Source organism: Subtercola boreus, assembly GCF_003399645.1.
Classification (GTDB): domain Bacteria; phylum Actinomycetota; class Actinomycetes; order Actinomycetales; family Microbacteriaceae; genus Subtercola; species Subtercola boreus_A.
This window is the reverse complement of record NZ_NBXD01000020.1, coordinates 18,753-44,536: the sequence shown is the minus strand read 5'-3', so window position 1 is coordinate 44,536 and position 25,784 is coordinate 18,753. Positions and strand designations below refer to the sequence as shown.

Here is a 25,784-nt window from a genome sequence, read left to right as displayed (position 1 = left end):
ATGAGCTTCACTCGATTAAGCACCTGTGCTGCACTGCGAGAGGAAGTCTCTGATGAGGAAAAACATTGCCGGGATGACGGTAGTCGTGGGAGTGATCGTCGCGCTGATGGCTCAGCCACTTGGCGCTCAAGCATCAGTACCGAGCTGGACTGATTCCGATTCAACGACGATGACCATTCATGGCTTCGACGCAGACGTTGCCGCCGAGAATGGATTCACCATCATCACGAACGCAGAAGGTATCCAAGAATCGATTCCTGTCAGCGATTCGGCAAAGGCCCTGGTTGTTGCAGCTGCTCAAGAAGGTCATCAGAACACCGGCACGCTCACGTACTCGTGTGGGTCGTCCTGGCTGACCATGACGAGGGCCGGTTCGACGAGTGTCTACTTCAATACGGGCTTCAAAGTCTATCTGCCCACGCTCTGGCATAGCTGGGCCGTAGACATGTTCAGCAGCCGCGGCGGCTACTCGGTCGGTCTTGATGGAGGCCCGACCCCGCCGGTGTGGGATGACGGCTGGACGATCAACGTCGGTAGCAGCTTCGGAACACACGGCAATGTGCGACCGGGATCGTTTGCGGTGCTGACCAACGGGGCGTTCTGCTATTCGAACTCCCCAACGGCCGGCACCTGACCGGAGCACACACGATGTTCTCTGGCGGTCCACCTGGCGCTGGGGGCGAGACCGGTGCGATGCTCACAACACAGAACGAGCCTGAGGCGGCTCGAAAGCTCGAGAGTCCGGTTGGTCACCTTCGATTGAATGACGAAGTTGAATTTCGGGGTTACAGCTGGCGGGGAGGGAGCGCTCCCGGGTTCCCGATCAGGCAGCACATGGTGGACGCAATCTATGGTGTGCACCACGGGGGGCGCGTCGTGGAGGTTAGCGTTCGCAGCTGGTCTGACTCTATGGGGGCTCGCTCGCGCGAAAGATCCTTCGGGTTCGATTCCCGTGTTGCCGTTCACGCGATGGACTTTCTCCATTCAGTGTCTTCAGTGCCGCTCACAGTGGCGCGCGGGCTTATCGAGACTGCGATCGAAGGTGAGATCGCGAGTCCTGGGAGTCCCGCCGTGCTCGTGGTCGGCGATATTCGGTGCGAACTATGGTCTGGGCGTGGCGCTGCCATTACCATCGCGACACAGCCGTCGAATCTCTGGTTCGAAGACCTCCACGCGGAGTTATTCATCACGTCGAACTGAACACAGTCAGACCGGCGGGGAAGCAGGCGGGTGACCCCGCGACCCGGCGAGCGACTTCTGGGCAGCTTCAGGGCGGGCAGCCGTCCAGGCCGGTGCGCGCACTCGCCTTTCAGGGCGAGATTTCTTTCGTCTAGGGCTGGTCCATCGTGTCGGGCACGATGCCGAACGAGTCGGTGAGGTCGGCGACGGCGCTCCTCAGCGAGGTGCGCTGGGTATCGGTGAGGGTGTCGTAGCCGGGGAAGGTAACTCCCGTGCGGAGAGCGTTCAGCTCGTTTTCGACGGCCTCGAAGCGGTGGTCGAGGGTCGTCGCGAGTGCCGCGTTCTGCGTCACGAGAATGGGGCGGAGGCCCGAGAACGCCTCGCGCGACCCGTCGACGTAGCCCTGCAGATCGGAGAGGTCGGTGTGCGAGAGCGGTTGCTCCGTGCCGGCTGCCGCAGCGGTCGCGCGACCGGAGAGCAGGGTGGCCACCCCGTCTGCCTGTTCGGCGACGGTGGGGCGGATGCTCTCGACAGCGGCGACGAGGGCTGCCGTGTCGGCGTCGAGCTGCCGGGCCGGGCCCGACCGCTGCTCGGGTGACGACATCCGCCCCGAGGGAGCCGTTGCCGGAGCGGGGGCATAGAGAGCCTGCTCGATGGTGTGCCAGCCGGCCGACGGTCCGTCGAGCGACGCATCGAGTTCGGGGAACGAGCCGGCTGCGCCGAGCATCCGGTTGTAGAACGAGCGGGTGGGTGCGTACAGCGCACGGGCAAGATCGTCGTCGCCCGACTCGTAGGCTGCGGTGAACTCCGTGGTGCCCGCGCTGAGCTTCTGCGCCTGCTGCCCGAGGTACTCCCCGAAGTCGGTGCTCGACACAGAGAGCTGGCGCGTGATGAAAGCGGCCTGGCTCAGCGGTTTCGCCGCAGCCGCCGCGGCCGCCTCGCCGGGGGAGTTCGTTGCGCAGCCGCTCAGCAGGAGAAGCAGCGCCGCGCCCGCGCCGATCAGGGCGAGACGGGCCCGCGGTGGGGCTGGATGCTGGGGCACGAACGGTCTCCGTGGATGGTGTGACAGGGCTGGGGCGACGCCGTTGTCACCTCAACGCTAACAGCGCCCAGCTTGGCTCGGTACATTGGGGGCACCAACCGAAAGGCAATCGTGATGTCGCAGTTCCCTGCTCCCGTCTCAGGGCCGACCGCCGCCCCGGGCGACGGGCAGGCCGCTCAGGCCGCGGTACCGCATCCCGTGGAGCCCGTCGGCGAGTCGGGCGTCGTGCGAGCCGCCAGCTGGGCCGTCGGCCTGCTGCTCGGCGTGGTCTTCGGCATGCTCGGCACCGTCGTGAACCAGGCGAGCATCAGTTTCTTCGGCCTGTTCGACGCACCGATCGGGCTCGTGCTCGCGATCGCGGCTGTCACCCTGCTGCTCGTGGGCCTCCGGCTCGTGTTGCCGTCGAGGCTGATCGCCTTCCTCGCGGCCCTCGGACTGGTCGGCATCGTGGCCGTTCTCACGCTGCCGAGTCCCGGGGGATCGGTGCTCGTTCCGGCGAACACCGCCGGATACGTGTGGACGTTCGCTCCGACCGTCATCGCCCTCGTGGTGATCGCGTGGCCGAAGCTCGGCCGCCGCCGCGTTTAGAATGGAACCTGTCTGTTCGGAAGGATCTCACCACAGTGACCTATGTCATCGCTCTGCCGTGTGTCGACGTCAAGGATCGCGCCTGCATCGACGAATGCCCGGTCGACTGCATCTACGAGGGTGAACGCTCGCTCTACATCCACCCCGACGAGTGTGTCGACTGCGGTGCGTGCGAGCCCGTCTGCCCCGTCGAGGCGATCTACTACGAAGACGACCTCCCCGAAGAGTGGGCCGACTACTACAAGGCGAACGTCGAGTTCTTCACCGACATCGGATCGCCGGGCGGCGCCGCCAAGATCGGCGTGATTCCGAAGGACCACCCCGTCATCTCGGTGCTTCCCCCGCAAGAGACGCACCAGTAACCGGTGGCGCTCGGCTCTCTGCCCGACTACCCGTGGGACGCGATGAAGCCGTTCGCCCGGGTGGCGGGGGCGCATCCGGGAGGCATCGTCGACCTCTCGATCGGCTCCCCGGTCGATCCCACCCCGCAGGTGGTGCGTGACGCGCTCGCGGCGGCGACGGATGCCCATTCCTACCCGGCGACGGCCGGCAGCCCAGAGCTGCAGAACGCGATCGTGTCCTGGTTCGAGCGTCGTCGCGGCGTGACCGGGCTGACATCGGCGCGGGTACTGCCGACGATCGGCTCGAAGGAGCTCGTGGCCTGGCTGCCGTTCATGCTGGGGCTCGGCGAGGGTGACGTGGTCGTGCATCCACGGGCCGCCTATCCGACCTACGAGATCGGCGCGACGATCGCGGGCGCTCGCTCGCTCGCTGCCGACGACCCCGACGAGTGGCCCGCCGAGACGAAGCTGGTCTGGCTGAACTCCCCCGGCAACCCGGATGGCGCGGTGCTCGACAGCGTGCAGCTCTCCCGTGCGGTCGTGCGGGCCCGGGAGTTGGGCGCCGTGATCGCGAACGACGAGTGTTACGCCGACCTCGGCTGGGACGGCCGGTGGGCGAGCGAACCGGTACCGAGCATCCTCGATCCCCGCGTGACCGGTGGTGACCTGACGGGCATCCTCGCGGTGTACTCGCTGAGCAAGCAGTCGAACCTCGCCGGCTACCGTGCGGCCTTCGTCGCCGGTGACGAGACGATCGTCGAGCGGTTGCTGACCGTGCGCAAGCATGCCGGCATGATGCCGCCCGCACCCGTGCAGACGGCGATGATCGCGGCGCTCGGCGACAGCGCGCACGTCGATCGGCAGAAGGAGCTCTACCGGGCTCGCCGCGACATCCTGAAGCCTGCCCTCGAGACCGCTGGCTTCCACATCGATCGCAGCGAGGCCGGGCTCTACCTCTGGGCGACCCGGCGCCAGGATGCCTGGCAGAGCATCGCCGAACTGGCCGAGCTGGGTATTCTGGCGGGCCCGGGCCCGGGCCCGTTCTACGGCGACCACTTTCCCGAGCACGTGCGGTTCTCGCTCACGGCGACCGACGAGCGCATCCGGGCCGCGGCCGAACGGCTGGGTGCCGACCGTGCTTTAGGCTGAGTGCTGTGCAACACGAATCTCGAGGAGGCGCCGTGGGCGACACCGATCACGCTGCAGACATCGAGCAGAAGGCCACACTGACCTTTCCGGGGGGCACGGCGGAGTTCCCCATCCTGACGAGCGTCGACGGGGCGTCGTCGGTCGACATCTCGACGTTCACGAAGCAGACCGGCCTGACGACGCTCGACTACGGGTTCGTCAACACCTCGGCGACACGCTCGACAATCACGTACATCGACGGCGACAAGGGCATCCTGCGCTATCGCGGCTACCCCATCGACCAGATCGCCGAGAACTCGACCTATCTGGAGACGGCCTGGCTGCTGATCTATGGCGAGCTGCCGACGGCTGAGCAGCTGTCGAAGTTCGACGATGAGATCCGTCACCACACTCTGCTGCACGAAGACCTGAAGCGCTTCTTCGACGCCCTGCCGCACAACGCGCACCCGATGTCGGTGCTCTCGGCCGGCATCTCGGCGCTGTCGACCTACTACCAGGACTCGCTCGACCCGCGTAACCCCGAGCACGTCGAGATCTCGACGATCCGCCTGCTGGCGAAGCTGCCGGTGATGGCGGCGTACGCGCACAAGAAGAGCCTCGGGCAGGCGTTTCTGTACCCCGACAACTCGCTGAGCTTCATCGACAACTTCCTGCGGCTGAACTTCGGCACGATGGCAGAACCGTACAAGATCAACCCGGTGCTGTCGAAGGCGCTGGAGCGACTGCTCATCCTGCATGAAGACCACGAGCAGAACGCGTCGACGTCGACGGTGCGGCTCGTCGGTTCGACCGAGGCGAACATGTTTGCCTCGATCTCGGCCGGTATCAACGCGCTCTACGGCCCGCTTCACGGCGGGGCGAACGAGGCCGTGCTGACGATGCTGGCGCAGATCCGCGACTCTGGTGAGGGTGTGGAGAAGTTCGTCGAGCGGGTGAAGAACAAGGAGGCGGGCATCCGTCTCATGGGCTTCGGTCACCGCGTGTACAAGAACTACGACCCGCGCGCGAAGCTCGTGAAGGAGGCCGCCGACGAGGTTCTCGCGGCCCTCGGTGTTCAGGATGACCTCCTCGACATCGCCAAGGAGCTCGAGGCGATCGCGCTGGCGGACGACTACTTCATCTCGAGGCGCCTGTACCCCAATGTCGACTTCTACACCGGCGTCATCTACAAGGCGATGGGCTTTCCGACGCGCATGTTCACGGTGCTCTTCGCGATCGGGCGGCTTCCCGGCTGGATCGCGCACTGGCGCGAGATGCAGATCGACCCCGCCACCAAGATCGGCCGCCCGCAGCAGCTCTACCTGGGCAGCCCCGAGCGCGAGTGGCCCACCGACCGCTGACCCGCGCCGCGCCCCGCGCCCGCCGCGCCGCCGCGCGCCGGCTCCTCCTCGTAATTGAGACAGCTCCGGACAGGTGAGACAGGCGTGCGCCTCTTACGTGTCCGTAGCTGTCTCACTGGGCCGAGCCGATCGGAGCGGAGCGGGGGAGCGGAGCGGGGGAGGTGGGGCGGGGCGGGGTCAGGCGTGCAGGGTCTCGTTGAGGGTCACGCCGGCGCCGGTGCGGCTCAGGGCCTCTACGGCGCCCGTCAGGGAGTTGCGACGGAAGAGCAGGTTCGGGCGGCCCGAGAGTTCGATGGCCTTCACGCTCGGTGTGCTGCCGTCGTTCCGGCGCGGGGCGCCCACGAGGTACACCTTGGTGCCCGCGGTGACGTAGAGCCCCGCCTCCACCACGGAGTCGTCGCCGATCGAGATGCCGATGCCCGAGTTCGCCCCGAGCAGGGCGCGCTCGCCGATCGATACGCGCTCGGTGCCGCCGCCGGAGAGGGTGCCCATGATGGATGCCCCGCCGCCGACATCCGACCCGTCACCGACCACGACCCCCTGCGAGATGCGACCCTCCACCATGGAGGTGCCGAGCGTTCCGGCGTTGAAGTTGACGAACCCCTCGTGCATCACCGTCGTACCGGGCGAGAGGTGGGCGCCGAGCCGCACCCGGGACGCGTCGGCGATGCGCACCCGGTCGGGGCTGACGTAGTCGAGCAGACGCGGGAACTTGTCGATGCCGTGCGCCGCGATGCCGTGCCGCTGCAGGGACGGGCGAAGACGGTCGAAGTCGGCGGGGAGTACCGGGCCCGCGTTGGTCCACACCGTGATGGGGAGGTGCCCGAAGATGCCGTCGAGGTTGATGGTGTTCGGCCGCACGAGCAGGTGCGAGAGGAGGTGTAGCCGAAGGTAGGCGTCTGGCGTCGAGGCGGGCGGGTCGGCCAGGGTGATCTCGGTCGTGACCACTTCGACGCGCACGTTCCGCCGATCATCCGGAACAGCCTGTGCAATGAGGTCGTCGAGAACGGATGCTGCGTCGGCACCACCCCGTTCAGGGTCGCGTTCGCCGAGCCGGGGTGCCGGGTACCACGTATCGAGAACGGTGCCGTCGCCGGCGACGGTGGCGAGGCCGTGGCCCCAGGCGGATACGGGCACGGAGAGGTCGATCGTCATTCCCCAAGGGTACCGGCGGGGGGCGTGGCGGGCGGCCGCAGCGGATGTCGGCGGGCTCGCCTAAACTGGGCTGCATGCCGGAGACTCTCGCCCCGATCATCCCGCTCGACCTCGCGGCCAGCTCGATCGATCTCACCCGGCAGCTCTGCGACATCCACTCGGTGTCGGGCGATGAGGGGCCGCTCGCCGACGCGATCGTCGCCAGCCTGGCCGGAGCGGAGCACCTCGAGATCATCCGGGACGGTGACACGGTCGTGGCCCGCACGAACTTCGGGCGCGAACAGCGGGTCGTGATCGCCGGCCACATCGATGTGGTGCCCGAGAACGGTAACGTGCCGACGCGGTACGAGACGATCGACGGCCTCGACTACCTCTGGGGCCGCGGAACGGTCGACATGAAGGCCGGCGTCGCGGTGCAGCTGAAGCTCGCGGCCGAGCTCACCGACCCCCGCGTCGATGTGACGTGGATGTGGTACGACCACGAAGAGGTCTCGGCGGCGCTGAACGGCCTCGGCAGGCTGGCAGCGAACCGTCCCGACCTGTTCGTCGGTGACTTCTCGATTCTCGGCGAACCGTCGAACAGCCAGATCGAGGGCGGCTGCAACGGCAACCTCCGCATCGAGGTGCGTGCCTTCGGCAAACGCTCCCACTCGGCACGCGGCTGGGTGGGTTCGAACGCTGTGCACAAGCTGGCCCCTGTGCTGAACACGCTCGCCGCCTACGAGGCCCGCGAGGTGGAGGTCGACGGTCTGGTCTACCGCGAGGGTCTGAACGCCGTGGGTATCAGCGGCGGAATCGCAGGCAACATCATCCCCGATGAGGCGATGGTGCACATCAACTACCGCTTCGCGCCGAGCCGGTCGGGCGACGAGGCCATCGCCCACATGAACGAACTCTTCGGCGACTACGAGGTCACGGTGGTCGACCTCGCCGAGGGCGCACGGCCCGGGCTCGACGCTCCGCTGGCGAAGGAGTTCCTGGCTGCGGTCGGCGGGGAGGCGAAGCCCAAGTACGGCTGGACCGATGTGGCCCGCTTCTCGGCACTCGGCATTCCGTCGGTGAACTTCGGCCCCGGCGACCCGATGAAGGCGCACGCCGACGATGAGCGGGTGCTGCTGTCACAGATCACCTCCTGCGAAGAGGCCCTCCGGGTCTGGCTGTCGAAGAGCTGAGCCGTGATCTCCGACCCGTGCAGGCTGGCATGACGCAGGCCGTAGACGACCGGCACGCCGAACCGGTTCCGCCCGGGGGCGCTGCCCCGGGCATCCGGAGCCGCACCTCGGGCGCGTGGTGGCAGCGCCTCTGGGCCTCGGCGGTGGTCGACGTTCTGCTGGTCTATGCCGGTGCCCGCGTCGTCACCACCGTGATGCTGCTCGTGCTCGCCAGCGTGCAGGGCCAGAACCCGTGGACGGGCGCGAAACCGTCGTACTTCGACTACGCGTCGATCTGGGACGGTACCTGGTACAAGATCGTCGCCTACTGGGGCTATCCGTCGCAGTTGCCGCTCTCGACCTCAGGGCACGTCGAACAAAACTCGTGGGCGTTCCTGCCGGGGTATCCATTCCTCGTACGCGCCCTGACAACCGTGACCGGTGTGCCGTGGGAGTACCTGTCGGTCATCGTGTCGCTGCTCTTCGGCGCCGGCGCGGCCGTCATGTTCTACCGGCTGATGCGGCTCACACTGCCGCACGGCACCTCGATGTTCGCTGTGCTGCTGTTCTGCATAGCTCCCGTGTCGCCGATGTTCCAGGTCGCGTACGCCGAATCGATGTATCTGTTCCTGCTGACCGTGGCGCTGTATCTGCTGGTCAGGCGAAAGTACGCGTGGCTCTTCCCCGTGGTGCTGGTCATGTCGTTCACCCGGCCGAGCGGGCTCGCGTTCGCGCTGGCGCTCGGGTTGCACATCGCGCACCGCTGGTGGGTGCGGGCGCGCGATCCGTTCCCGGTGCGGGAGCGGGTGCTCGCGACCGGCGTCGCCGCCTTCAGTGTGCTCAGCGGACTGCTCTGGACGGTCATTGCCTGGGCCGCGACGGGGTACTTCACCGCCTACACCGAGACCGAGTTGGCCTGGCGGGCGACCTACATCGGCTACAGCCACCTCGTGCCTTTCACCTCCTGGCTCCAGGGGGGCAACTGGTGGCTGGACTGGTGGCTGGGGGTGCCCGTCGGGGTGGGCATCGGCGCCGTTCTGGTGGTGCTGCTGGTGGTGATCTTCGCGCTGGTGATGGCGACGCGCGGGGTGCGGCGCATCCCTCTCGACCTGCGGTTCTGGGTCATCGCCTACGCGATCTACCTGCTCGCGGTGTTCTTCCCGCAGTCGAGCATCTTCCGGTTGCTGATGCCGCTGTTCCCGCTGCTCGGGGTCGTCGCGCTGCCGAAGTCGCGCGTCTACCGCGTGGCGATCGTCATTGTCTTCCTGGCCGCGCAATGGGGCTGGTTGCTGATCTGCTGGGGAGTCGACGGGTCTGACTGGACTCCGCCGTAAGAGGCGCAGGGGCATGGCGGTACGACCGTCGAGGTTCGAAAGCCCCGCGCCGATGAACGATAATAGAGATACGACACCACGGAAGGGGATGCCGCATGGCCGCCATGAAACCCAGGACCGGAGACGGCCCGATGGAGGCTGTCAAAGAAGGACGCCTCATCATTGTGCGAGTGCCGCTTGAAGGAGGAGGCAGACTTGTTGTCTCCGTCAACGACGCTGAAGCACGGGAACTGCACGACGCGCTTGCAGGGGTCGTAGCTCCCGCCTAGGCGATTCATCAGCCGAAAAGGGCCCCCGCCACAGTTCCTCCGGGAAGCGTGGCGAGGGCTCTCTTCTGTGTCGGGGGTGTCTGTATTGGGTGCGGCTGCGCAAGGGGCAGCTGTGCCGGGTGCGGCTCCCGCCGGTTCAGGATGCTCAGCCGAGCACTTTCGAGATCTGGAGCAGACCGTCACCGACCGGTGAAAGTGCCGCGATGACGGCGTTCGACTGCGAGAGTTCGCTGAGCAGGGAACGAAAGTCGGCGACGGTGTCGTCACGCTGCACCGGGTCGGCGACACGGTCGCGCCAGAGGGCGTGCGGCACGGCGACGGTACCGCCCACCCGCACCAGGCGGAGGCCGTGTTCTACGTACTCGATGACGGACTCGGGATCGGCGTCGACGAGCACGAGATCGTACGAGCCCTCGTTCATGCGCGGCAGGACATCTTTTGCGCGGCCGGTGATGAGCCGGATGCGGTTGGCCGCGACACCCGAGGCGGTGAAGGCGGCGCGGGCGGACTGCTGCCTGTCGACCTCGGTGTCGATCGAGGTGAGCGTGGCCTTCGGGGCTCCGGCGAACATCCAGAGCCCGGAGACGCCGAGGCCGGTGCCGATCTCGACGATCGACTGCGCCGATGCCGCGCCGGCCAGCACGGCGAGCTGCGCACCGATCCCGGGGCTCACCGATTCGACCCCGAGCTCGGCCGCGTGGGCGCGGGCGTCGGCAATGACCGCCGGCTCCGTGACGATGTCTTCGGCGTACTTCCAGTTGGTCTCTTTCGACACAGGTATCGACCTCCGCCCTCAGCTTAGGGGCCGTGCCGGGGGCTGGCTGGCAAGCTCGGCGGCAATTGGGTTTGCAGCCCGTTTCGTCGCGTAGGGTGGACACATGTTCGGGTTGACCTTCGAAAAACTGATCATTCTGGGCGTCGTTGCGGCTTTCGTGATCGGCCCCGAACGCCTGCCCCACTACGCCTCAGTGCTGGCCAAGTTCGTGCGCCAGCTGCGCGACTTCACCAACGGCGCGAAGACGCGCATGAAGGAGGAGATGGGCCCGGAGTTCGACGAGGTCGAGTGGAAGAAGCTCGACCCCCGGCAGTACGACCCGCGCCGCATCATCCGTGATGCCCTGCTCGAAGACCCCGTCGAGGCGGCCGCCCCGGTGAAGCCGTCGTCGCCCATGGCGGCAGGGGCTGCGGCAGGTACTGCTGCGGCTGGCGCGGCTTCGGCGAGCGGCGTCGGGGCTCCCGGCCCCGCATCGGCGATGGCCGACGCGGCCGCCACCGACCAGGCCGTCTCGCTCGAGAAGAACGCGCCCACCGAGAACTCCCCGGTCAGCACCGCGGCCACCCCCGACTACCTCTCCGGTCGCAAGACCCTCGACCGCGAGGCCGCAGAGGCGCCCGCGCTGGCCTCGCCGTATGACTCCGAGGCGACCTAGCCGCACGATGACTCGCGGGCGACCTAGCCGCGGGGTGACTACGGGGCAACCTAGCCGCACGACGGCTCCGGGGCGACCGAGCCGCACGCTTCGCCCCGGAGGCGCCGGAGCGCTCTACTTGTTCAGCGGCGACATGTCGGCGTAGCGGTCGCCGACGGGTGCGGCCACCGCGTCGAGGGCTGCACGCTGGGCCTCGCTCAGCACGAGGGCATCGGCAGCGGCGTTCTCCTCGAGGTAGCTCACCCGCTTCGTGCCGGGAATCGGCGCAATGTCGTCGCCCTGCGCGAGCAGCCACGCCAGTGCGACCTGACCGGGCTTCGCCCCGAGTTCGGCGGCCACCGCATCCACCTGCTCGACGATGCGGATGTTCGCCTCGAGGTTCTCGCCCTCGAACCGCGGGTTGGTGCGCCGGAAGTCGGCCTCGTCGAGTTGGTCGAGCGAACGGATCGTACCGGTCAGAAAACCACGGCCGAGCGGGGAGTACGGCACGAATCCGATCCCGAGCTCGCGCACCGTCGGCAGGATCTCTGCCTCGGGGTCACGCGTCCACAGAGAGTACTCCGACTGCAGTGCGGCGATCGGATGCACAGCGTGAGCCCGGCGGATCGTCTCGGGGGCGGCCTCACTGAGCCCGATGTGGCGGATCTTGCCCTGCTCGACGAACTCCGCGAGTGCGCCGACGGTGTCTTCGATGGGTACCTTCGGGTCCATGCGGTGCTGGTAGAAGATGTCGATGTAGTCGGTGCCGAGGCGTTTCAGTGACCCCTCGAGCGCGAGCCGGGCGTTCTCGGGCCTGCCGTCGAGACCCCGGCTGCCGTCGCCGAGGTGCTGGATGAAACCGAACTTCGTGGCGATGACGACCTCGTCGCGGCGGCCGGCGAGCGCCTTGCCCACCAGCTCCTCGTTCGTGAACGGCCCGTAGATCTCGGCCGTGTCGAAGAACGTGATGCCGAGCTCGATGGCGCGGTGGATGGTCGCGATCGCCCCCTGCTCATCGGTGCCGTGCCCGGTGTAGAAAGCGCTCATTCCCATGCAGCCGAGACCGAGGCGGGAGACCTCGGGGCCGTTCGTGCCCAGCGTGATGTTCTTCATGCCTCAAGCCTACGTCTGTCCCCGGAGCCCCCGGCCCCCGCTCGGCCCGCCCGTCCCGCGTTGTGCGCAAAAGCACCTCAAACCGCAGGTTTGGGTGCTTTTGCGCCAAACGCACAACGCAGGCCGGCGTCGGCGCGGGGCGTCAGGTCGGGGTGACGCCGAGGCGGCGGCCGGCCAGGCCGCGGCCCCGGGCCGCGAGGGCGGCCGCGACGCGGAGGATGGCGGCGGCGGCGGGATCGTCGGGGTCGGTCAGCACGATCGGCGCACCCACGTCGCCGCCGGCGCGGAGGGCGACGCTCAACGGAATCGACGCCAGCAGGGGCACCCGGGCATCCTGGACCGCTGAGAGGCGACGCGCGACCTCCTCGCCGCCGCCCGTGCCGAACACCTCCAGCAGCGAGCCGTCGGGCGCGACCAGGCCCGCCATGTTCTCGATGACCCCCACGATCGTCTGCCCCGTCTGGCGGGCGACGACGCCCGAACGTTCGGCGACGTCCGCTGCCGCCGGCTGCGGGGTCGTCACGACGAGCACTTCGGCGTGCGGCAGCAGCTGCCCGACCGAGATGGCGACGTCGCCGGTTCCGGGCGGCAGGTCAAGCAGCAGCACGTCGAGGTCGCCGAAGTACACGTCGGTCAGGAACTGCTGGATCGTGCGGTGCAGCATCGGCCCGCGCCAGGCAACGGCCGCGTTGTCGTCGACGAACATGCCGATCGAGATGACCTTCACCCCGAAACCGACCGGCGGCAGGATCATGTCGTCGACCCGGGTCGGTTTGACGGCGACGCCGTCGACGGTCAGGCCCAGGATGCCCGGAATGGAGAACCCGTACACGTCGGCGTCGACGATCCCCACCCTGAGCCCGTCGGCCGCCAGTGCCACCCCGAGATTGGCCGTCAGCGTCGACTTCCCCACCCCGCCCTTGCCGGAGGTGACCGCGATCACCCGGGTGAGCGAGTCGGGCCCGAACGGCATGACCCGCGCTCCGCCGGGGCCTCTCAGCCGCTCGGTGAGAGCGTTCCGCTGCTCGCGGGTCATCACGCTGAGCCGGATGTCGGCACTCGACACTCCCGGCACACCGAGGGTGGCCGCTCTGACGTCTCGTTCGATTGTGGCCGACGCCGGGCATCCGACGATCGTCAGGCGCACGTCGACCGCGGCGGCGCCGAAGGAGTCGACCGACACCTCGCCCACCATGTCGAGTTCGGTGAGGGGCTTCCTGATCTCGGGATCGAGCACGCGGCCGAGCGCCGTGCGTACGGCCGCCGCGAGCCCGGAGGCGTCAGGCCCGGCCGAGCCCGTACCCGCGCCCTGCTCAGGCACGATCGGCGAGTCTCGCTCCCGACCCCTCGACCGGCTCGTCGGCTGCCGAGAGCTCCTCGAGCAGCGCCCGCAGTTCGGCGCGGATGAAATCCTTGCTCGCCAGGTCCTGCATCGCGAGGCGCAGCGCAACGACCTCGCGGGCGAGGTACTCGGTGTCGGCGAGGTTGCGCTCGGCGCGCTGTCTGTCCTGCTCGATCTGCACCCGGTCGCGGTCGTCCTGCCGGTTCTGCGCGAGCAGGATGAGGGGTGCCGCGTACGACGCCTGGAGGCTCAGGATGAGCGTGAGGGCCGTGAAGCCGATGGCCGCGGAGTCGAAACGGTAGTCCGGCGGTCCGTAGGTGTTGAACCCGATCCAGAGCAGAACGAAGACGGAGAGGATGACGAGGAACCAGGGCGTGCCCATGCCCCGGGCGATGGCCTCGGTGCCCCGGCCGAAGCGGTCGCGGCTTGTGCGGCCCGGTCGGTTGCGGGTGGGGAGCACGCCGCTTCGGAGGCCTTTCGGGGCATCCAGCCGCACGGTGGAACGGGTGGGGGAGTTACGAGCCATTGCCGGTTCTCCTCTCACGGGTGGATTCTGGCTTCAGCTGGCCGTAGCCGGCCGAAGGGGCCCTGACCAGGCCGGGGCCCGCTGCGGGTCGGGACTGCAGGGAGGGCGTGGTGCGAGCGCTGTTGCGGTCGTCGCCCTCGTGACTTCGCCAGTCGTCGGGAAGCAGGTAGTCGAGAACATCGTCAATTGTCACCACCCCGACCAGTCGGTGGTTCTCATCGATCACCGGGACGGAGACGAGGTTGTAACTCGCGAGGATGCGCGAGACCTCGGCCGCACTGGTCTCCGCGGTGACCGCGTCGAGACCGTCGTCGACGAGCGAACCGAGCCGCTCGTGCGGCGGGTAGCGCAGCATCCGCTGGAAGTGCACCATGCCGAGGAAGCGCCCGGTGGGCGGCTCGTAGGGCGGCAGTGTGACGCAGATCGCGGCCCCCAGCGCGGGCGCCAGCTCGTGCCGTCGGATGAGCGCCAGCCCCTCGGCGACGGTCGCGTCGGCCGACACGATGATGGGCTCGGTGGTCATCAGCCCGCCCGCGGTGTCGGGGGCGTAGGCGAGCAGCATGCGCACGTCGTCGGCCTCCTCGGGCTGCATGAGCTTCAGCAGCTCTTCACCCCGGGCCTCGGAGAGTTGTGCGATGAGGTCAGCCGCGTCATCCGGCTGCATCTGGTCGAGAACGTCGGCTGCGCGCGTGTCGTCGAGCCGGTTCAGGATCTCGACCTGCTCGCTCTCGGGCATCTCTTCGAGAACGTCGGCGAGGCGGGCGTCCGGCAGCTCGCCGGCGACCTCGAGCATGCGCAGCTGGGGAAGGTCCATCAGGGTGGTGGCCAGGTCTGCCGGCTTCATGTCGGCGTAGGTGGCGATGAGCTGCTCGGCCGACTGCGACTCGGTGGTCTGCCCGACCTCGACGACCTCGCTCCACGCCGCGAAGACGGTGGGGCCCTTGCCGAACGGACTCGCGGTGGTCTTCGGGCGGCGCAGGAACAGCTGCGACACGCTCCACTCACCGGGGCCCGACTGCTCGATCGCGACGTCTTCGATCGTTCCGAGACCCGAGCCGTCGCTGAAGCGCACCCGACGGCCGAGGATCTCGGCAATCACCCGCACCTCGCCCCCGCGCTGCTCGAATCGGCGCACGTTCATCAGGCCGGTCGTGATGATCTGGCCGCTGCCGATGCTCGTGACGCGGCCGATGCTCACGAAGACGCGGCGTTTGCCGGGAATCTCGACGATCAGGCCGACCAGCCGCGGGGACTGCCCGTTGCGGTAGACCACCAGAACGTCGCGCACCCGGCCGAGGCGGTCGCCGGCGGGGTCGAAGACGGTGCACCCGGCCAATCGGGCGACGAAGACTCTGGTCGCACTCACAGTCCTAACTTAGACCGTCTGTCGGAGGCCGGGCGCCTCGTCCGGGGGCGTTCCCCCAGCATCGTGACGGGCGGCCGTGGGAGAATGGATGCCGTGACCAACCCTCTGCAGAGACCAGGCCGTGCCACTCCTCTGACTCCGCGCATTCCGCGGGGCGAGTCGATCGCGACGTACGAGACCTACGACGAGGCGCAGCAGGCCGTCGACCTGCTCGCGCGGGCCGATTTTCCCGTGCGACAGCTCTCGATCGTCGGCAGCGAGCTGAAGAGCGTCGAGAACGTCACCGGCAAGCTGAGCTACGGCAAGGCGGCCGCCGCGGGCGCCGTCAGCGGGGCGTGGCTCGGCCTCTTCCTCGGGCTGCTGCTCATCATCTTCCAGCCGGCCGCCTCGTCGCTGCTGTTCCTCGGTGCCGCCGTGCTGATCGGTGCTGGTTTCGGGATGCTCTTCCGCATCGTCTCGTACACGCTCACCCGTCGCCAGCGGGACTACACCTCGACGATGCAGGTGATCGCCTCCCGCTACGACGTGGTGGCCGACCCCGAGGTCGCGAACCGTGCCCGCAACCTGGTCGCCCCCGGCGCCACCTGGGGCGCCGCCCCCGGCTACACGCCCCCGGCCGAGCCCGCACACCCCTCCGACCCGCCCCTGGCGCCCGAGCAGCCGACCCCCTGACGCCCGCGCGTCCGCGCGCGCGCCCGGTCACTTGCCCGCTCCCGCGCGTGTCGCTAAGTGAGACACTTACGGACAATTGCGACCCGGCCGCGGGTCTCAATCGTCCGCAGGTGTCTCAACCTCGGGCGAGCCAGCGCTCGACCTCGTCGGCCGTGCGCGGGATGCCGGCCGACAGGTTCTCGGCGCCCGTCTCGGTGACGAGGATGTCGTCCTCGATGCGCACGCCGATGCCACGGAACGACTCCGGCACCGTCAGGTCGTCGGGCTGGAAGTACAGCCCGGGTTCGATCGTGAACACCATGCCCGCCTCGAGCACCCCGTCGAGGTACATCTCGCGCCGGGCCTTGGCGCAGTCGTGCACGTCGAGCCCCAGGTGGTGGCTCGTGCCGTGCACCATGTAGCGGCGGTGCTGCTGGTTCTCGGGTTCCACAGCCTGCTCGGCCGTCACCGGCAAAAGGCCCCACTCCGCGGTCTTCCGGGCGATCACGCCCATCGCCGTCTGGTGGATCTCGCGGAACCGGATGCCCGGCCGCACGATGGCGAGGGCAGCGTCGGCCGCCTCGCGAACCGCTTCGTAGATCATCCGCTGTTCGACGTTGAACCGGCCGTTCACCGGCAGCGTGCGCGTGATGTCGGCGGTGTAGTAGGAGTCGAGCTCGACCCCGGCGTCGACGAGCATGAGGTCGCCCGGGACGACCGGGCCGTCGTTGCGCGTCCAGTGCAGGATGCAGGCGTGCGGCCCCGATGCAGCGATCGTGTCGTACCCCACGGCGTTGCCGTCGAGGCGAGCGCGCCCGTTGAAGATGCCCTCGACCATCCGCTCGCCGCGCTCGTGCTCGGTAATGCGCGGCAGGTCGGCCACGATGTCGTCGAACCCGCGGGCGGTGGCCGCCACGGCGAGTCGCATCTGGCCGATCTCGTAGTCGTCTTTCACGAGCCGCATCTCAGCCAACGTCTGCTCGAGCGGGGGCGCGTCGTCGATCGGCCGGGCCTCGCCCGTGTGCGACGCTTCGAGCGCCAGGAGCGCGTCGAAGATTCCCTCGTCGGATTCGGGCACCAGCAGGGTGTCGTCGATGTCGAGCTCGCCGGCGACACTGAACGAGGCGATGTGCTCCGTCGGCAGGCCGAGGTCTGCGGCGACCTGTGAAAGCGAGGGGCGCGGCCCGATCCAGAACTCGCCGATCTCGGGGTTCGCGTAGAACTCGTCGGAGTCGCGGCCCGCCCGCTCGCGGAAGTAGAGCGTGACGGTGTGACCGCCGCCCGCCTGTGGGTCGAAGACGAGTACGGAGCCCGGCTCGGAGTCGCTTCCCCACCCCGTGAGGTACGTGAAGGCGCTGTGGGCACGATACGGGTAGTCGGTGTCGTTCGAGCGCTGCTTGGCGGGGCCGGCAGGCACGAGCAGGCGCTTGCCCGGGTACCGTTTGGAGAGGCGCTCGCGACGGGCCGCTGCGTAGGCGGCCTCCTCCCGCTCGGGAGGAAGGATGTCGGTGCGCTCGGCCCAGCCGCTGCCGATGTATTGCTTGAACGTGTCGGAGTTCGGCGTGGTCGAGCGGTTCGAGGTGGCGCGGGGGGCGGTGTCGGTCTGGTCAGCCATGGCTCTATTGTCGCTCAAGAGTCGCGGTGATGGGCCGGTGGTCGCTGCCGGCCTCGTTCTCGCTCTGGATGACCTCCGTCGAGACCACATGCCAGCCGCTGGTTGCGAGAACATGATCGATCGGGGTGCCGATGAGAGCGGGCAGCCAGGTCGGCCAGGTGCCGATCGCTGCCGTGTTTTCGCTGAGGGCGGCGTCGTGGCAGTCGGCGAGATCGGTGAGGTGATCGAGCGTGGCATTGAAGTCACCGGCCACGATCGTGTTCGGGGTGGCGCAGAGCCGTGCGACCCAGTCCAGATCGCTCGCCCAGTCGTTGAGATCGTCGGGCACGGGGGCGACCGGATGCACGGCGGCGAGAGTGGGACCGGTTCCGTTCACCGGTGAGGCCACGATGCTCGGCAGGTTGCCGGTGTCGCCGAAGGAGTCGTTCACCGCGTACTCGCCCAGGGCGGAGGAGACGAGGATAGACGTCGACTGGCCGGGGAAATCGCCGTGGCTGACGGTGTGGGACCAGAACGGTGTTCCGCCCGCCGACAGCAGCGCCGCCACCGCCGTGGCCGTGGCCTCCGTCGTCTCGGGCAGCGTCACCACGTCGGCTCCGAGCCGCAGCGCCAGGTCGGCGATGGTCTGGGCGTCGGCCTGGCCGCCGAGGGTGTTCCACGACAGCACGGTGACGGCATCGGCTTGTGCGGGAGCCGTGGTTCCGGCGTGACCGGCACCCGGGGTCCAGCCGCGTGAGGCGAGAATGGCGACGTTGCCGCCGGCGAACAGCAGCAGCACCACGGCGAGAAAACCCAAGAACGCCCGGGTACGGCGGGCGACCAGCATCCCGAACAGCAGCAGCACGGCGACAACGACGGCCGCCACCGCCAGCGCCGGGCGGAAGGCGACGAGCTGGGCCACCCCGAGCGTGTGCTCGAGCCCGAGGGCCTGCGGCCACGCCAGAACCGCGAGGGCGGCGAGCACGGCGAGGGAGATCATGGCGGTGATGATGCGCACGAGCATCCGCCCACTCTAGGGCAGGGCAAGGGGGCGCCCGGGCAAGCCTACGATGGAGGTATGTCCGAAGCCGCTCCTCTCTTTCGCGGATCCATCGATCTGCACACGCACTCGAGCGCCTCCGACGGGACGGAGACGCCCTACAACGTCGTGCGTTCGGCAAGCGAGGCGGGCCTCGGAACGCTGGCGATCACCGACCACGACTCGACCGCGGGCTGGCCGACCGCGTCGGAGGCGGCGCGCGACTACGAGCTGACGCTCATTCCCGGCATGGAACTCAGTACGCGCCTGGACCACGTGAGCGTGCACCTGCTGTCGTACCTCTTCGACCCCACCAACGCCGCGCTGCTCGCTGAAACCGAGACGATCCGGGATGCCCGGCTCACGCGCGCGCGCCAGATCGTCGAGCGCATCGGGGTCGACTACGACCTGACCTGGGCCGACGTGGTCGCCCAGACCCGGCCCGGCGCGACCGTGGGTCGGCCGCACATCGCCGACGCCCTCGTGGCGAAGGGGTTCACGCCCACCCGCAGCGACGCGTTCCAGGGCATCCTGCACTGGCGCGCGGGTTACTTCCAGCCGCACTACGCGCCCACTCCGCTGAGGGGCGTGGAGCTGGTGGTCGCGGCCGGGGGAGTGCCGGTACTGGCCCACCCGGGAACCGGGAGCCGCGAGCGGGTCATGCCGGAGCGACGGCTCGCCGAGCTGGTCGACGCGGGCCTGTTCGGACTCGAGATCGAGCACCGCCAGAACACCGTCGAGGGCAAGGAGCGGCTGCACGAACTCGCGGCGAAGTTCGGCTTGGCCATCACCGGGTCGAGCGACTACCACGGAGAGGGCAAGCCCAACCGGCTCGGTGAGAACACCACGAGCCCCGCCGTACTCGAGCGACTGATCGACCGGGCGAGCGGCTGGGCCCCGGTCTACGGGGCCGTCACACGCTCGCTGTGAACTGCGGCTGAGCCTGCCCTCAGCCGGCGAGGGAGACGAGGCCCTGCGCCACGGTGAAGATCGCCAGCCCGGCGAGTGAGCCGACCACCGTGCCGTTGATGCGGATGAACTGTAGGTCTTTGCCCACCTGCAGTTCGATCTTCTGGCTGGTCTCGTCGCCGTCCCAGCGCTCGACTGTCTCTGCGATCACTGCGGCGATATCGTGTCGGTAGCTCGAGAGCAGGTGCGTCGCCGCTCCCTCCACCCAGGTGTCGACCTTCTGGGCGAGAACGTCGTCGCTGCCGAGCCGTACCCCGATGTCGGTGACCGTCGACTCGAGGGTCACGCGCAGGGCGCTCGCGGGGTCGGCGAGCGAGGCCAGCAGGGCATCCTTGATCGACTGCCAGGCTGTTGCCGCGAGGTCGCGGATGCGCGGGTCGTCGAGCAGCTGCTCCTTGACGCCCTCCACGCGCAGGCGCATGACCGGATTGTGCTGCAGATCCTCGGCGAGCTGGCGCAGGTAGTCATCGAGGGCGACGCGCACGCGGTGATCGGGATCGGCCTGTACCGCCTGAACGAACTTGAGCGCTTCGCGGTAGGCCCGGTCATCCACGACCCGGTCGACGAACGACGGTACCCAGGTGGGCAGGCGCTTCGAGACCGCGTCGCTGAACGAGTCGGGATTCGCGACCAGCCACTCCTCGGTCTTGTCGACGAGCAGGTCGACTGCGTGGTGGTGCTGGCCCGAGTCGAGGACCTTCGCGGCGAGGACGCCGAGCTGGGGCGACCAGTCCCGGCCCACGAGGTGGGTGCGGGCGAGGCTCTCGATGACGGCCCGGATGTCGTCGTCGTCGAGGAAGGCCATCGCCCCGGTGAGTCCGGCCGAGACCTCGGCCGTCAGACGACCGGCATTCGCGGGCTTCGCCAGCCAGCCGCCGACGACGCGGGAGATGCCGACCGAGGCGAGCTTGTCGCGAACGACCTCTGCCGAGAGGAAGTTCTCTTCGACGAAGTCGCCGAGGGTCGCCCCGATTTCGTTCTTGCGCGTCGGAATGATCGCGGTGTGCGGGATCTTCAGGCCGAGCGGATGCCGGAACAGCGCCGTGACCGCGAACCAGTCCGCCAGGGCGCCGACCATTCCGCCCTCACTCGCCGCGCGCACGTACTCGAGCCACGGAAAGCGGCCCTGCAGCGCGAACGACACCGCGAAGATCAGCGCCATGACGATCAACAGGCCGGTCGCCAGAAGCTTCATGCGCGAGAGCGCCTGCAGTTTTGCCGCGTCGGCGGGTGTCATCGAGACAAGGGTCGCCCGGCGCGCCCGGGTCGCCCGACGGGTACCGGAACGCCCGGTCGACACGGGTGGACTGCCGGTCGTTCTACTCGGCGCGGGGCGCACGGCCCCGTGAGCGGCTGCGGCGACGCGGCGCGCTGTTGCCGTCGTGGTGCTCGTGGCCGGCGTGCGATCCGGATGCTGCGCCCTCACTGCGGCCGGCGGCCTGCGCTTCGCCCGAACCCGAGAAGCTCACCGCCGTGGTCTCACCGTGCATCGCGCTGGCCACGGCCTCGGAGCTCGACGCGGAGCCGCCCTGCTGGTTGCCGCCCTGCTGGGTGCCGGCCTGCCCGTTCCCGGCTGCGGCACCGGATGCGCCGGAGCGGTTGCGGCTGCGGTTGCGCGCGCGCTGGGGGCGGTCATCGCCGTCGCGCGGCTCGGCTGTCTCCCGGGGGAGGCGAGGGGGCCGCTGGGCGCCCTCGAACGCAGTGGTGGTGTCGCTGTCGGCATAGACGCGCGAACTGTCACGCGTGCCGCGGCCGGTACCCTGGCTGCCACGGTTGTCGCGGGCTGCCTCGGTGGTGCCGGCGCCGGCGGTGCCGCCGGTGCTGCGGCTGCTGTCCAAGTTTCCCGCCTCGGCGGTTGCGGTGCCGCGGCTCTCGCCGGTGCGGCCGTTGCCCGCACCCCGGCTGTCGCCACGCCCGCTGTCGCCGCGGCTGCTGTCGCCGCGGCTGCTGCCCCCGCGACCGCCGTCGCGACCGCCCTCGCGGCCACCCTCACGCGGGCCGCGCGATCCCGATCCGCCTTCGCGCGGCGGGCGGCTTGCGGCGCCCTCCGGGCCCTTCGCAGCGGGGGTCGGCTTCAGGCGACCCTTCACGCCCGCGGGGATGTCGAGGTCGGTGTAGAGGTGCGGCGACGAGGAGTAGGTCTCGACCGGTTCGGGCTGGCCCATGTCGAGAGCGCGGTTGATGAGCGCCCACTTGTGGAGGTCGTCCCAGTCGACGAAGGTCACCGCGATTCCGGTCTTGCCGGCGCGGCCGGTGCGACCGGCGCGGTGCAGGTAGGTCTTCTCGTCTTCGGGGATGGTGTGGTTGATCACATGCGTGACGTCGTTCACGTCGATGCCGCGAGCCGCGACATCCGTGGCGATCAGCACGTCGCGCTTGCCGGCCTTGAACGCGGCCATGGCACGCTCGCGCTGCTCCTGGTTGAGGTCGCCGTGCACGGCGGCGGCGTTGAACCCGCGGTCGCCGAGCTCTTCGACGAGGCGTGCGGCCGCGCGCTTGGTGCGAGTGAAGATGACGGTCTTGCCGCGGCCCTCGGCCTGCAGGATGCGCGCGATGACCTCGTCTTTGTCGAGGTTGTGCGCGCGGTAGACGACGTGCTTGATGTTCGCCTGCGTCAGGCCCTCATCGGGATCGGTCGCGCGGATGTGGATGGGCCGCGACATGAAGCGACGTGCCAGCGCGACGACCGGGCCGGGCATGGTGGCCGAGAAGAGCATGGTGTGGCGGCCGGCCGGGGTCTGGGAGAAGAGCTTCTCGACGTCGGCGAGAAAGCCGAGGTCGAGCATCTTGTCGGCCTCGTCGAGCACCATCACCTTGACGTTCGCCAGCGAGAGCAGGCGCTGGCCGGCGAGGTCGAGAAGGCGGCCGGGGGTTCCGACGACGACCTGCGCGCCGGCCTTCAGCTGCTCGATCTGGCCCTCGTACGACTTGCCGCCGTAGATCGCGATGACGGTGGTGGGGCGGTTGGAGGCCGCGAGCTGGAGGTCTTCGGTGACCTGCACGGCGAGCTCGCGCGTCGGCACCACGACGAGCGCCTGCACGCCGGGCTCGGGGTTCGCGCCGAGGCGCTGCAGCAGGGGGAGGCCGAATCCGAAGGTCTTGCCGGTGCCCGTCTTGGCCTGGCCGATGATGTCCTGGCCCTCGAGGCCGAGGGGGATCGTCTGTGTCTGGATCGGGAACGGGTGCAGGATGCCCTTCGAGGCCAGCGCCTGAACGAGGTCGGGCTCGATCTTGAGGTCGGCGAACGTGGTGTCGGTGAGGAAGGCATCCCCGACCAGCGGGTCGGGAGCGACGACGTCGATGACGGCGACCGGCGCGTTGAGATCTTCGGGAACGCTGAGGTCGACCGCGGCGAGCACCTCGGCGGCGGTGCGGTTCTCGGCTGCGGGATCAGCGGTGGGATCGGGTGTGGACGGTTCGGGTGTGGACGGATCTGTAGTCACAGTGAGGGGCCCTGTCAGGTCAATGGGTACGCTGCGGGCAGTGGGCGAGCGGTGCGGATGCACGACGCGAACCTGTGCGTGTTGGTGGCAGGCGATGGCGCCTGGCGGCAGCGTGGAGGCCCCGATTCGTGTCAGGGTCACCCCTAGTTTAGTGCCTGGTGTGTGTGCACCCGCCGTACGCCGCGCATCGCGGTGTGAACGGGTCGGTAGAGTGGCGGAGTGTTCGACAACTTCAGGCGCCAGGCGGTGCGCATCGATGTTCCGCGGCTGAGGCCGCGCCGGGCACCGAACGCCCTGCCGAAAGTGAACCTGGCCGAACTCACGCCCGAGGTTCTGCCCTACCTCGGGCAGGCGGCGTACATCCAGCTCGCCATCTTCGAGTCCATCGCCCGGGCCGTCATGCTCTCACCCACGGTGCGCGCCAAAGAGGCCCTGGCGCCCGCTGCCGGCGTTGCCCTCGACAAGCACGTGAAGCTCGTCGCCGAACTCCGTCGCCGCGACGACGACCCGGCGGCCGTGATGGCCGTCTTCGCTCCGGCCATCGACCGCTACCAGGCGGTCGTGCGCGGATCGGACTGGTTCGAGTCGCTCGCGAGCATCTACCTCACGGCGGGCATCCTCGACGATTTCTTCGTGCTGCTCGCCACCGGGCTCGAGGGCGAGATCGGGCCGCGCGCCTCGCAGATCGTCGACGCCGCGTCCCACCGCGACGCCATCGTCGTGCTGCTGAACGACGCCATCGGCTCCGACGCCTCTCTCGGCTCGCGCCTGGCGCTCTGGGGCCGCCGCCTGGTCGGTGACACGCTGCTCGTCGCCCGGTCGGCCATCCACCACACCGACAATGCGCGAACCGATGAGGAGCGCATCGAGCCGGTGTTCACCGAGCTCATCGCCAAGCACAGTCGCCGGATGGACGGGCTGGGTCTCACGGCCTGAGCTTCTCGAGCTCGGAGCGAACCGCCTGGAGCCCCTCCGCCACCTCGCGAAAGCTCGTGGTGAGCGGCGACAGCCCCACCCGCAGCCCTTCGGGCGCCCGGAAGTCGGGAATGACGCCGTCTTTCCAGAGTGACGCGACGACCTCCCTGAACCGCGGATGGTCGAGGGTGACGTGGCTCCCGCGCTCCGCACTGTGCCGGGGTGAGGCGACCTGAACTCCCAGCGGCTCGAGCCAGTCGTCGGCGAGCGCGATGGTGAACTCCGTCAACGCGACCGATTTGGCGCGGATTCGGTCGATGCCCACCTGAGCGATGAGGGCGATCATGTCGCGCATCGCAAGCATCCCGATCACCGGGGGTGTGCCGCTCTGGAAGCTCCGGATGCCGGGGGCGGGCGTGTAGCCCGGGCCCATGTCGAACGGGGCGGCGTGGCCCAACCAGCCCCAGATGGGCTGCTGCAGCTCGGGCTGCAGCTCCGACCGCACGTACAGGAAGGCGGGGGAGCCCGGACCGCCGTTCAGGTACTTGTAGGTGCAGCCCACAGCGATGTCGACCTGCCAGTCGTCGAGCAGGATGGGCACGCTGCCCACCGAGTGGCAGAGATCCCACACCACGAGGGCGCCGGCGTCGTGGGCGAGGCGGGTGAGTGACGCGACATCGGCGAGGTGACCCGACCGGTAGGCGACCTGGCTGGCCACCACCACGGCGGTCTGCGGGCCGAGCACCGGCGCGAGCAGGGCTTCGGTCAGGCCCGAGGTGCGCGAGGTCTCGACCCACCGCACCGAGAGAGCGCACTCGGCCGCGATGCCCTCGACCAGGTAGCGGTCGGTGGGGAAGTTGTCGCTGTCGACCACGATCTCGGTGCGGCCCGGGCGCGCAGCCACAGCGGCGCGGATGGCCTTGTACAGCAGCACGGTCGTGGAGTCGCCGATGAGGGTCTGCCCCGCAGCTGCGCCGAGTGCGGCCCCGGCGAGCTCGTCGCCGATGACGGTCGGCAGCGACATCCATTCTTCGTCCCAGCCGCGGATGAGGCGGGTGCCCCAGGAGTCGTCGACGAACGAGCTGAGGACCCTGGCTGTTGAGAGCAGAGGTCGACCGAGGGAATTGCCGTCGAGGTAGGCCACGACGGAGTCGGACGGTGCGTTCTCGGTTCGTGCGGCCGGTTCGACGAAGAGCGAGCGCAACCCGGCGAGGGGATCAGCGGCGTCGAGGGAGTCAGCGCGGTCGAACTGCATGTCGGGGCGTCAGCTGACGCGGGCCTTCGGGGCCAGCAGGCGGCTCAGCTCAGCGCGGTCGTGCGAACGCCGTGATCGACCGAGGAACGTGGTCGCGATGGCCACCACGACGGCGGTGCCGACGAAGGTGATCACCCAGATCCACCCGCCGTCGTAGGGCAGGCCGAGCCAGGTCAGCGCCTCCCACACGATGGCCGCGGTCAGGGCACCGATCGCCGGAACGAGGAGCGCACCGTGCATCTCGCGAAGCGGCAACAGGTAGCGACCCAGCAGACCGATGATGATGCCGCCGAGAATGACGAAGAGGAGTTCCATGTGCGTGGCCGGGGCTGGGTCGGCGACTAGCCGACGAAGCCGATGCGGCGGTACTCTTCGGTGCCGATCTCGACGTAGCTGAGGCCGGCGACGGGCACGAGGTAGAGCTTGCCCTTGTTGTCCTTCAGGGCGAGGTGGCCGGTGCCCGTGGTGAGGGCGGCCGAGACTGTCTGCTCGATGGCATCGGGGGACTCGTTGGTCTCGAAGCTCAGTTCGCGAGGAGAGTGTGCAATGCCGATACGAATTTCCACCAGGTGCGCCTTTCGAAAAGTTGTCGTGGCCTGTGAACAGAACCACCC

26 protein-coding genes are annotated in these 25,784 nt (G+C 68.8%); 12 read left to right on the top strand and 14 right to left on the bottom strand.

All coding sequences use genetic code 11. The annotated features are described in order from the left end of the window. Positions 1–52 precede the first annotated feature (52 nt). On the top strand, positions 53–634 hold the full coding sequence (locus B7R24_RS10430; protein ID WP_147304015.1) for a hypothetical protein: 582 nt from the start codon (positions 53–55) through the stop codon (positions 632–634). 696 nt (positions 635–1,330) lie between these two features. Here B7R24_RS10430 and B7R24_RS10420 read toward each other — a convergent pair. After that, a complete protein-coding gene (locus B7R24_RS10420; RefSeq protein ID WP_116418899.1) occupies positions 1,331–2,221 on the bottom strand; it encodes an EfeM/EfeO family lipoprotein in 891 nt (296 codons plus the stop codon). 114 nt (positions 2,222–2,335) lie between these two features. Here B7R24_RS10420 and B7R24_RS10415 point away from each other — a divergent pair, with 114 nt between their 5' ends. From B7R24_RS10415 to B7R24_RS10400, 4 genes are read left to right on the top strand one after another with little or no spacing between them, the layout of a single operon-like run. Continuing rightward, entirely contained in the window at positions 2,336–2,809 is a 474-nt protein-coding gene (locus B7R24_RS10415; protein WP_116418898.1) for a hypothetical protein, read from the top strand. Between the two features lie 35 nt (positions 2,810–2,844). Further along, positions 2,845–3,171 carry a ferredoxin gene (gene fdxA, locus B7R24_RS10410; protein ID WP_116418897.1) on the top strand — a complete coding sequence of 109 codons (327 nt, stop codon included), beginning with the start codon at positions 2,845–2,847 and terminating at the stop codon, positions 3,169–3,171. 3 nt (positions 3,172–3,174) lie between these two features. Then, the gene (gene dapC / locus B7R24_RS10405) at positions 3,175–4,299 is read left to right on the top strand and encodes a succinyldiaminopimelate transaminase (protein WP_116418896.1); all 1,125 of its coding nucleotides are present in this window, start codon (positions 3,175–3,177) and stop codon (positions 4,297–4,299) included. Between the two features lie 32 nt (positions 4,300–4,331). Beyond that, positions 4,332–5,639, top strand: coding sequence for a citrate synthase (locus B7R24_RS10400; RefSeq protein ID WP_172582791.1), 1,308 nt, complete (start codon positions 4,332–4,334; stop codon positions 5,637–5,639). Between the two features lie 177 nt (positions 5,640–5,816). On the opposite strand, the gene dapD is transcribed toward B7R24_RS10400, so the two are convergent. Further along, positions 5,817–6,794 carry a 2,3,4,5-tetrahydropyridine-2,6-dicarboxylate N-succinyltransferase gene (dapD, locus tag B7R24_RS10395; protein ID WP_116418895.1) on the bottom strand — a complete coding sequence of 326 codons (978 nt, stop codon included), beginning with the start codon at positions 6,792–6,794 and terminating at the stop codon, positions 5,817–5,819. Between the two features lie 74 nt (positions 6,795–6,868). On the opposite strand from dapD, the gene dapE reads away from it, so the two are divergent. The 3 genes from dapE (at position 6,869) to B7R24_RS10380 (ending at position 9,548) form a co-directional block, all read left to right on the top strand. Then, positions 6,869–7,966 carry a succinyl-diaminopimelate desuccinylase gene (dapE, locus tag B7R24_RS10390; RefSeq protein WP_116418894.1) on the top strand — a complete coding sequence of 366 codons (1,098 nt, stop codon included), beginning with the start codon at positions 6,869–6,871 and terminating at the stop codon, positions 7,964–7,966. Between the two features lie 29 nt (positions 7,967–7,995). Next, positions 7,996–9,279 (top strand): hypothetical protein, encoded by a 1,284-nt coding sequence (locus B7R24_RS10385; RefSeq protein WP_253259400.1) that lies wholly within the window; start codon positions 7,996–7,998, stop codon positions 9,277–9,279. A gap of 95 nt (positions 9,280–9,374) precedes the next feature. Next, on the top strand, positions 9,375–9,548 hold the full coding sequence (locus B7R24_RS10380; protein WP_104244821.1) for a DUF3117 domain-containing protein: 174 nt from the start codon (positions 9,375–9,377) through the stop codon (positions 9,546–9,548). 145 nt (positions 9,549–9,693) lie between these two features. Here the strand turns inward: B7R24_RS10380 and B7R24_RS10375 are convergent, their stop codons facing one another. Then, a complete protein-coding gene (locus B7R24_RS10375) occupies positions 9,694–10,323 on the bottom strand; it encodes an O-methyltransferase (RefSeq protein ID WP_116418893.1) in 630 nt (209 codons plus the stop codon). A 103-nt stretch (positions 10,324–10,426) separates the two neighbouring features. Here B7R24_RS10375 and B7R24_RS18520 point away from each other — a divergent pair, with 103 nt between their 5' ends. Continuing rightward, positions 10,427–10,978: a hypothetical protein gene (locus tag B7R24_RS18520; RefSeq protein WP_437123527.1), complete on the top strand. Its 552-nt coding sequence runs from the start codon at positions 10,427–10,429 to the stop codon at positions 10,976–10,978. Positions 10,979–11,092: 114 nt separating this feature from the next. Here the strand turns inward: B7R24_RS18520 and B7R24_RS10365 are convergent, their stop codons facing one another. The 4 genes from B7R24_RS10365 to B7R24_RS10350 all read right to left on the bottom strand — a co-directional run bounded on the left by B7R24_RS10365 (position 11,093) and on the right by B7R24_RS10350 (position 15,304). Further along, positions 11,093–12,070 carry an aldo/keto reductase gene (locus tag B7R24_RS10365; RefSeq protein ID WP_116418892.1) on the bottom strand — a complete coding sequence of 326 codons (978 nt, stop codon included), beginning with the start codon at positions 12,068–12,070 and terminating at the stop codon, positions 11,093–11,095. Positions 12,071–12,212: 142 nt separating this feature from the next. Beyond that, complete coding sequence (locus tag B7R24_RS10360) at positions 12,213–13,391, bottom strand: P-loop NTPase (RefSeq protein ID WP_253259399.1); 1,179 nt, start codon at positions 13,389–13,391, stop codon at positions 12,213–12,215. Beyond that, positions 13,384–13,938, bottom strand: a complete 555-nt coding sequence (locus B7R24_RS10355) for a DUF1003 domain-containing protein (RefSeq protein WP_116418891.1) — start codon at positions 13,936–13,938, stop codon at positions 13,384–13,386. The genes B7R24_RS10360 and B7R24_RS10355 overlap by 8 nt, the downstream gene beginning before the upstream one ends. Continuing rightward, positions 13,928–15,304: a magnesium transporter MgtE N-terminal domain-containing protein gene (locus B7R24_RS10350; RefSeq protein ID WP_116418890.1), complete on the bottom strand. Its 1,377-nt coding sequence runs from the start codon at positions 15,302–15,304 to the stop codon at positions 13,928–13,930. Before B7R24_RS10350 ends, B7R24_RS10355 begins: the two co-directional genes overlap by 11 nt. A 93-nt stretch (positions 15,305–15,397) precedes the next feature. On the opposite strand from B7R24_RS10350, the gene B7R24_RS10345 reads away from it, so the two are divergent. Beyond that, positions 15,398–15,976 carry a general stress protein gene (locus B7R24_RS10345; protein ID WP_253259398.1) on the top strand — a complete coding sequence of 193 codons (579 nt, stop codon included), beginning with the start codon at positions 15,398–15,400 and terminating at the stop codon, positions 15,974–15,976. Positions 15,977–16,091: 115 nt separating this feature from the next. Here the strand turns inward: B7R24_RS10345 and B7R24_RS10340 are convergent, their stop codons facing one another. Next, positions 16,092–17,570, bottom strand: coding sequence for an aminopeptidase P family protein (locus B7R24_RS10340; RefSeq protein WP_116418888.1), 1,479 nt, complete (start codon positions 17,568–17,570; stop codon positions 16,092–16,094). Between the two features lie 4 nt (positions 17,571–17,574). Next, positions 17,575–18,573 carry an endonuclease/exonuclease/phosphatase family protein gene (locus B7R24_RS10335; RefSeq protein ID WP_116418887.1) on the bottom strand — a complete coding sequence of 333 codons (999 nt, stop codon included), beginning with the start codon at positions 18,571–18,573 and terminating at the stop codon, positions 17,575–17,577. Between the two features lie 54 nt (positions 18,574–18,627). Between B7R24_RS10335 and B7R24_RS10330 the strand changes: the two genes are divergently transcribed. Continuing rightward, positions 18,628–19,518 carry a PHP domain-containing protein gene (locus B7R24_RS10330; RefSeq protein WP_116418886.1) on the top strand — a complete coding sequence of 297 codons (891 nt, stop codon included), beginning with the start codon at positions 18,628–18,630 and terminating at the stop codon, positions 19,516–19,518. Between the two features lie 19 nt (positions 19,519–19,537). Here B7R24_RS10330 and B7R24_RS10325 read toward each other — a convergent pair whose 3' ends face one another. Beyond that, the gene (locus B7R24_RS10325) at positions 19,538–20,794 is read right to left on the bottom strand and encodes a DUF445 domain-containing protein (RefSeq protein WP_116418991.1); all 1,257 of its coding nucleotides are present in this window, start codon (positions 20,792–20,794) and stop codon (positions 19,538–19,540) included. Positions 20,795–20,876: 82 nt separating this feature from the next. Further along, on the bottom strand, positions 20,877–22,787 hold the full coding sequence (locus B7R24_RS10320; protein ID WP_437123528.1) for a DEAD/DEAH box helicase: 1,911 nt from the start codon (positions 22,785–22,787) through the stop codon (positions 20,877–20,879). Positions 22,788–23,219: 432 nt separating this feature from the next. On the opposite strand from B7R24_RS10320, the gene B7R24_RS10315 reads away from it, so the two are divergent. Beyond that, positions 23,220–23,936, top strand: coding sequence for a ferritin-like fold-containing protein (locus B7R24_RS10315; protein WP_253259397.1), 717 nt, complete (start codon positions 23,220–23,222; stop codon positions 23,934–23,936). Here the strand turns inward: B7R24_RS10315 and B7R24_RS10310 are convergent. The 3 genes from B7R24_RS10310 to B7R24_RS10300 are packed head-to-tail and all read right to left on the bottom strand — an operon-like array spanning position 23,926 to position 25,736. Continuing rightward, positions 23,926–25,170 carry a kynureninase gene (locus B7R24_RS10310; protein WP_116418885.1) on the bottom strand — a complete coding sequence of 415 codons (1,245 nt, stop codon included), beginning with the start codon at positions 25,168–25,170 and terminating at the stop codon, positions 23,926–23,928. The genes B7R24_RS10315 and B7R24_RS10310 overlap by 11 nt on opposite strands. A gap of 9 nt (positions 25,171–25,179) precedes the next feature. After that, positions 25,180–25,485 (bottom strand): hypothetical protein, encoded by a 306-nt coding sequence (locus tag B7R24_RS10305; protein ID WP_116418884.1) that lies wholly within the window; start codon positions 25,483–25,485, stop codon positions 25,180–25,182. A 26-nt stretch (positions 25,486–25,511) separates the two neighbouring features. Then, positions 25,512–25,736: a DUF3107 domain-containing protein gene (locus B7R24_RS10300; protein ID WP_116418883.1), complete on the bottom strand. Its 225-nt coding sequence runs from the start codon at positions 25,734–25,736 to the stop codon at positions 25,512–25,514. Positions 25,737–25,784 lie beyond the last annotated feature (48 nt).

Coding starts and splice junctions, on each gene's coding strand:
- B7R24_RS10430 (WP_147304015.1), top strand. CDS start 53: ATGAGGAAAAACATTGCCGGGATGACGGTAGTCGTGGGAGTGATCGTC.
- B7R24_RS10415 (WP_116418898.1), top strand. CDS start 2,336: ATGTCGCAGTTCCCTGCTCCCGTCTCAGGGCCGACCGCCGCCCCGGGC.
- dapD (WP_116418895.1), bottom strand. CDS start 6,794: ATGACGATCGACCTCTCCGTGCCCGTATCCGCCTGGGGCCACGGCCTC.
- dapE (WP_116418894.1), top strand. CDS start 6,869: ATGCCGGAGACTCTCGCCCCGATCATCCCGCTCGACCTCGCGGCCAGC.
- B7R24_RS10385 (WP_253259400.1), top strand. CDS start 7,996: ATGACGCAGGCCGTAGACGACCGGCACGCCGAACCGGTTCCGCCCGGG.
- B7R24_RS10380 (WP_104244821.1), top strand. CDS start 9,375: ATGGCCGCCATGAAACCCAGGACCGGAGACGGCCCGATGGAGGCTGTC.
- B7R24_RS18520 (WP_437123527.1), top strand. CDS start 10,427: ATGTTCGGGTTGACCTTCGAAAAACTGATCATTCTGGGCGTCGTTGCG.
- B7R24_RS10365 (WP_116418892.1), bottom strand. CDS start 12,070: ATGAAGAACATCACGCTGGGCACGAACGGCCCCGAGGTCTCCCGCCTC.
- B7R24_RS10355 (WP_116418891.1), bottom strand. CDS start 13,938: ATGGCTCGTAACTCCCCCACCCGTTCCACCGTGCGGCTGGATGCCCCG.
- B7R24_RS10340 (WP_116418888.1), bottom strand. CDS start 17,570: ATGGCTGACCAGACCGACACCGCCCCCCGCGCCACCTCGAACCGCTCG.
- B7R24_RS10335 (WP_116418887.1), bottom strand. CDS start 18,573: ATGCTCGTGCGCATCATCACCGCCATGATCTCCCTCGCCGTGCTCGCC.
- B7R24_RS10330 (WP_116418886.1), top strand. CDS start 18,628: ATGTCCGAAGCCGCTCCTCTCTTTCGCGGATCCATCGATCTGCACACG.
- B7R24_RS10325 (WP_116418991.1), bottom strand. CDS start 20,794: ATGACACCCGCCGACGCGGCAAAACTGCAGGCGCTCTCGCGCATGAAG.
- B7R24_RS10310 (WP_116418885.1), bottom strand. CDS start 25,170: ATGCAGTTCGACCGCGCTGACTCCCTCGACGCCGCTGATCCCCTCGCC.
- B7R24_RS10305 (WP_116418884.1), bottom strand. CDS start 25,485: ATGGAACTCCTCTTCGTCATTCTCGGCGGCATCATCATCGGTCTGCTG.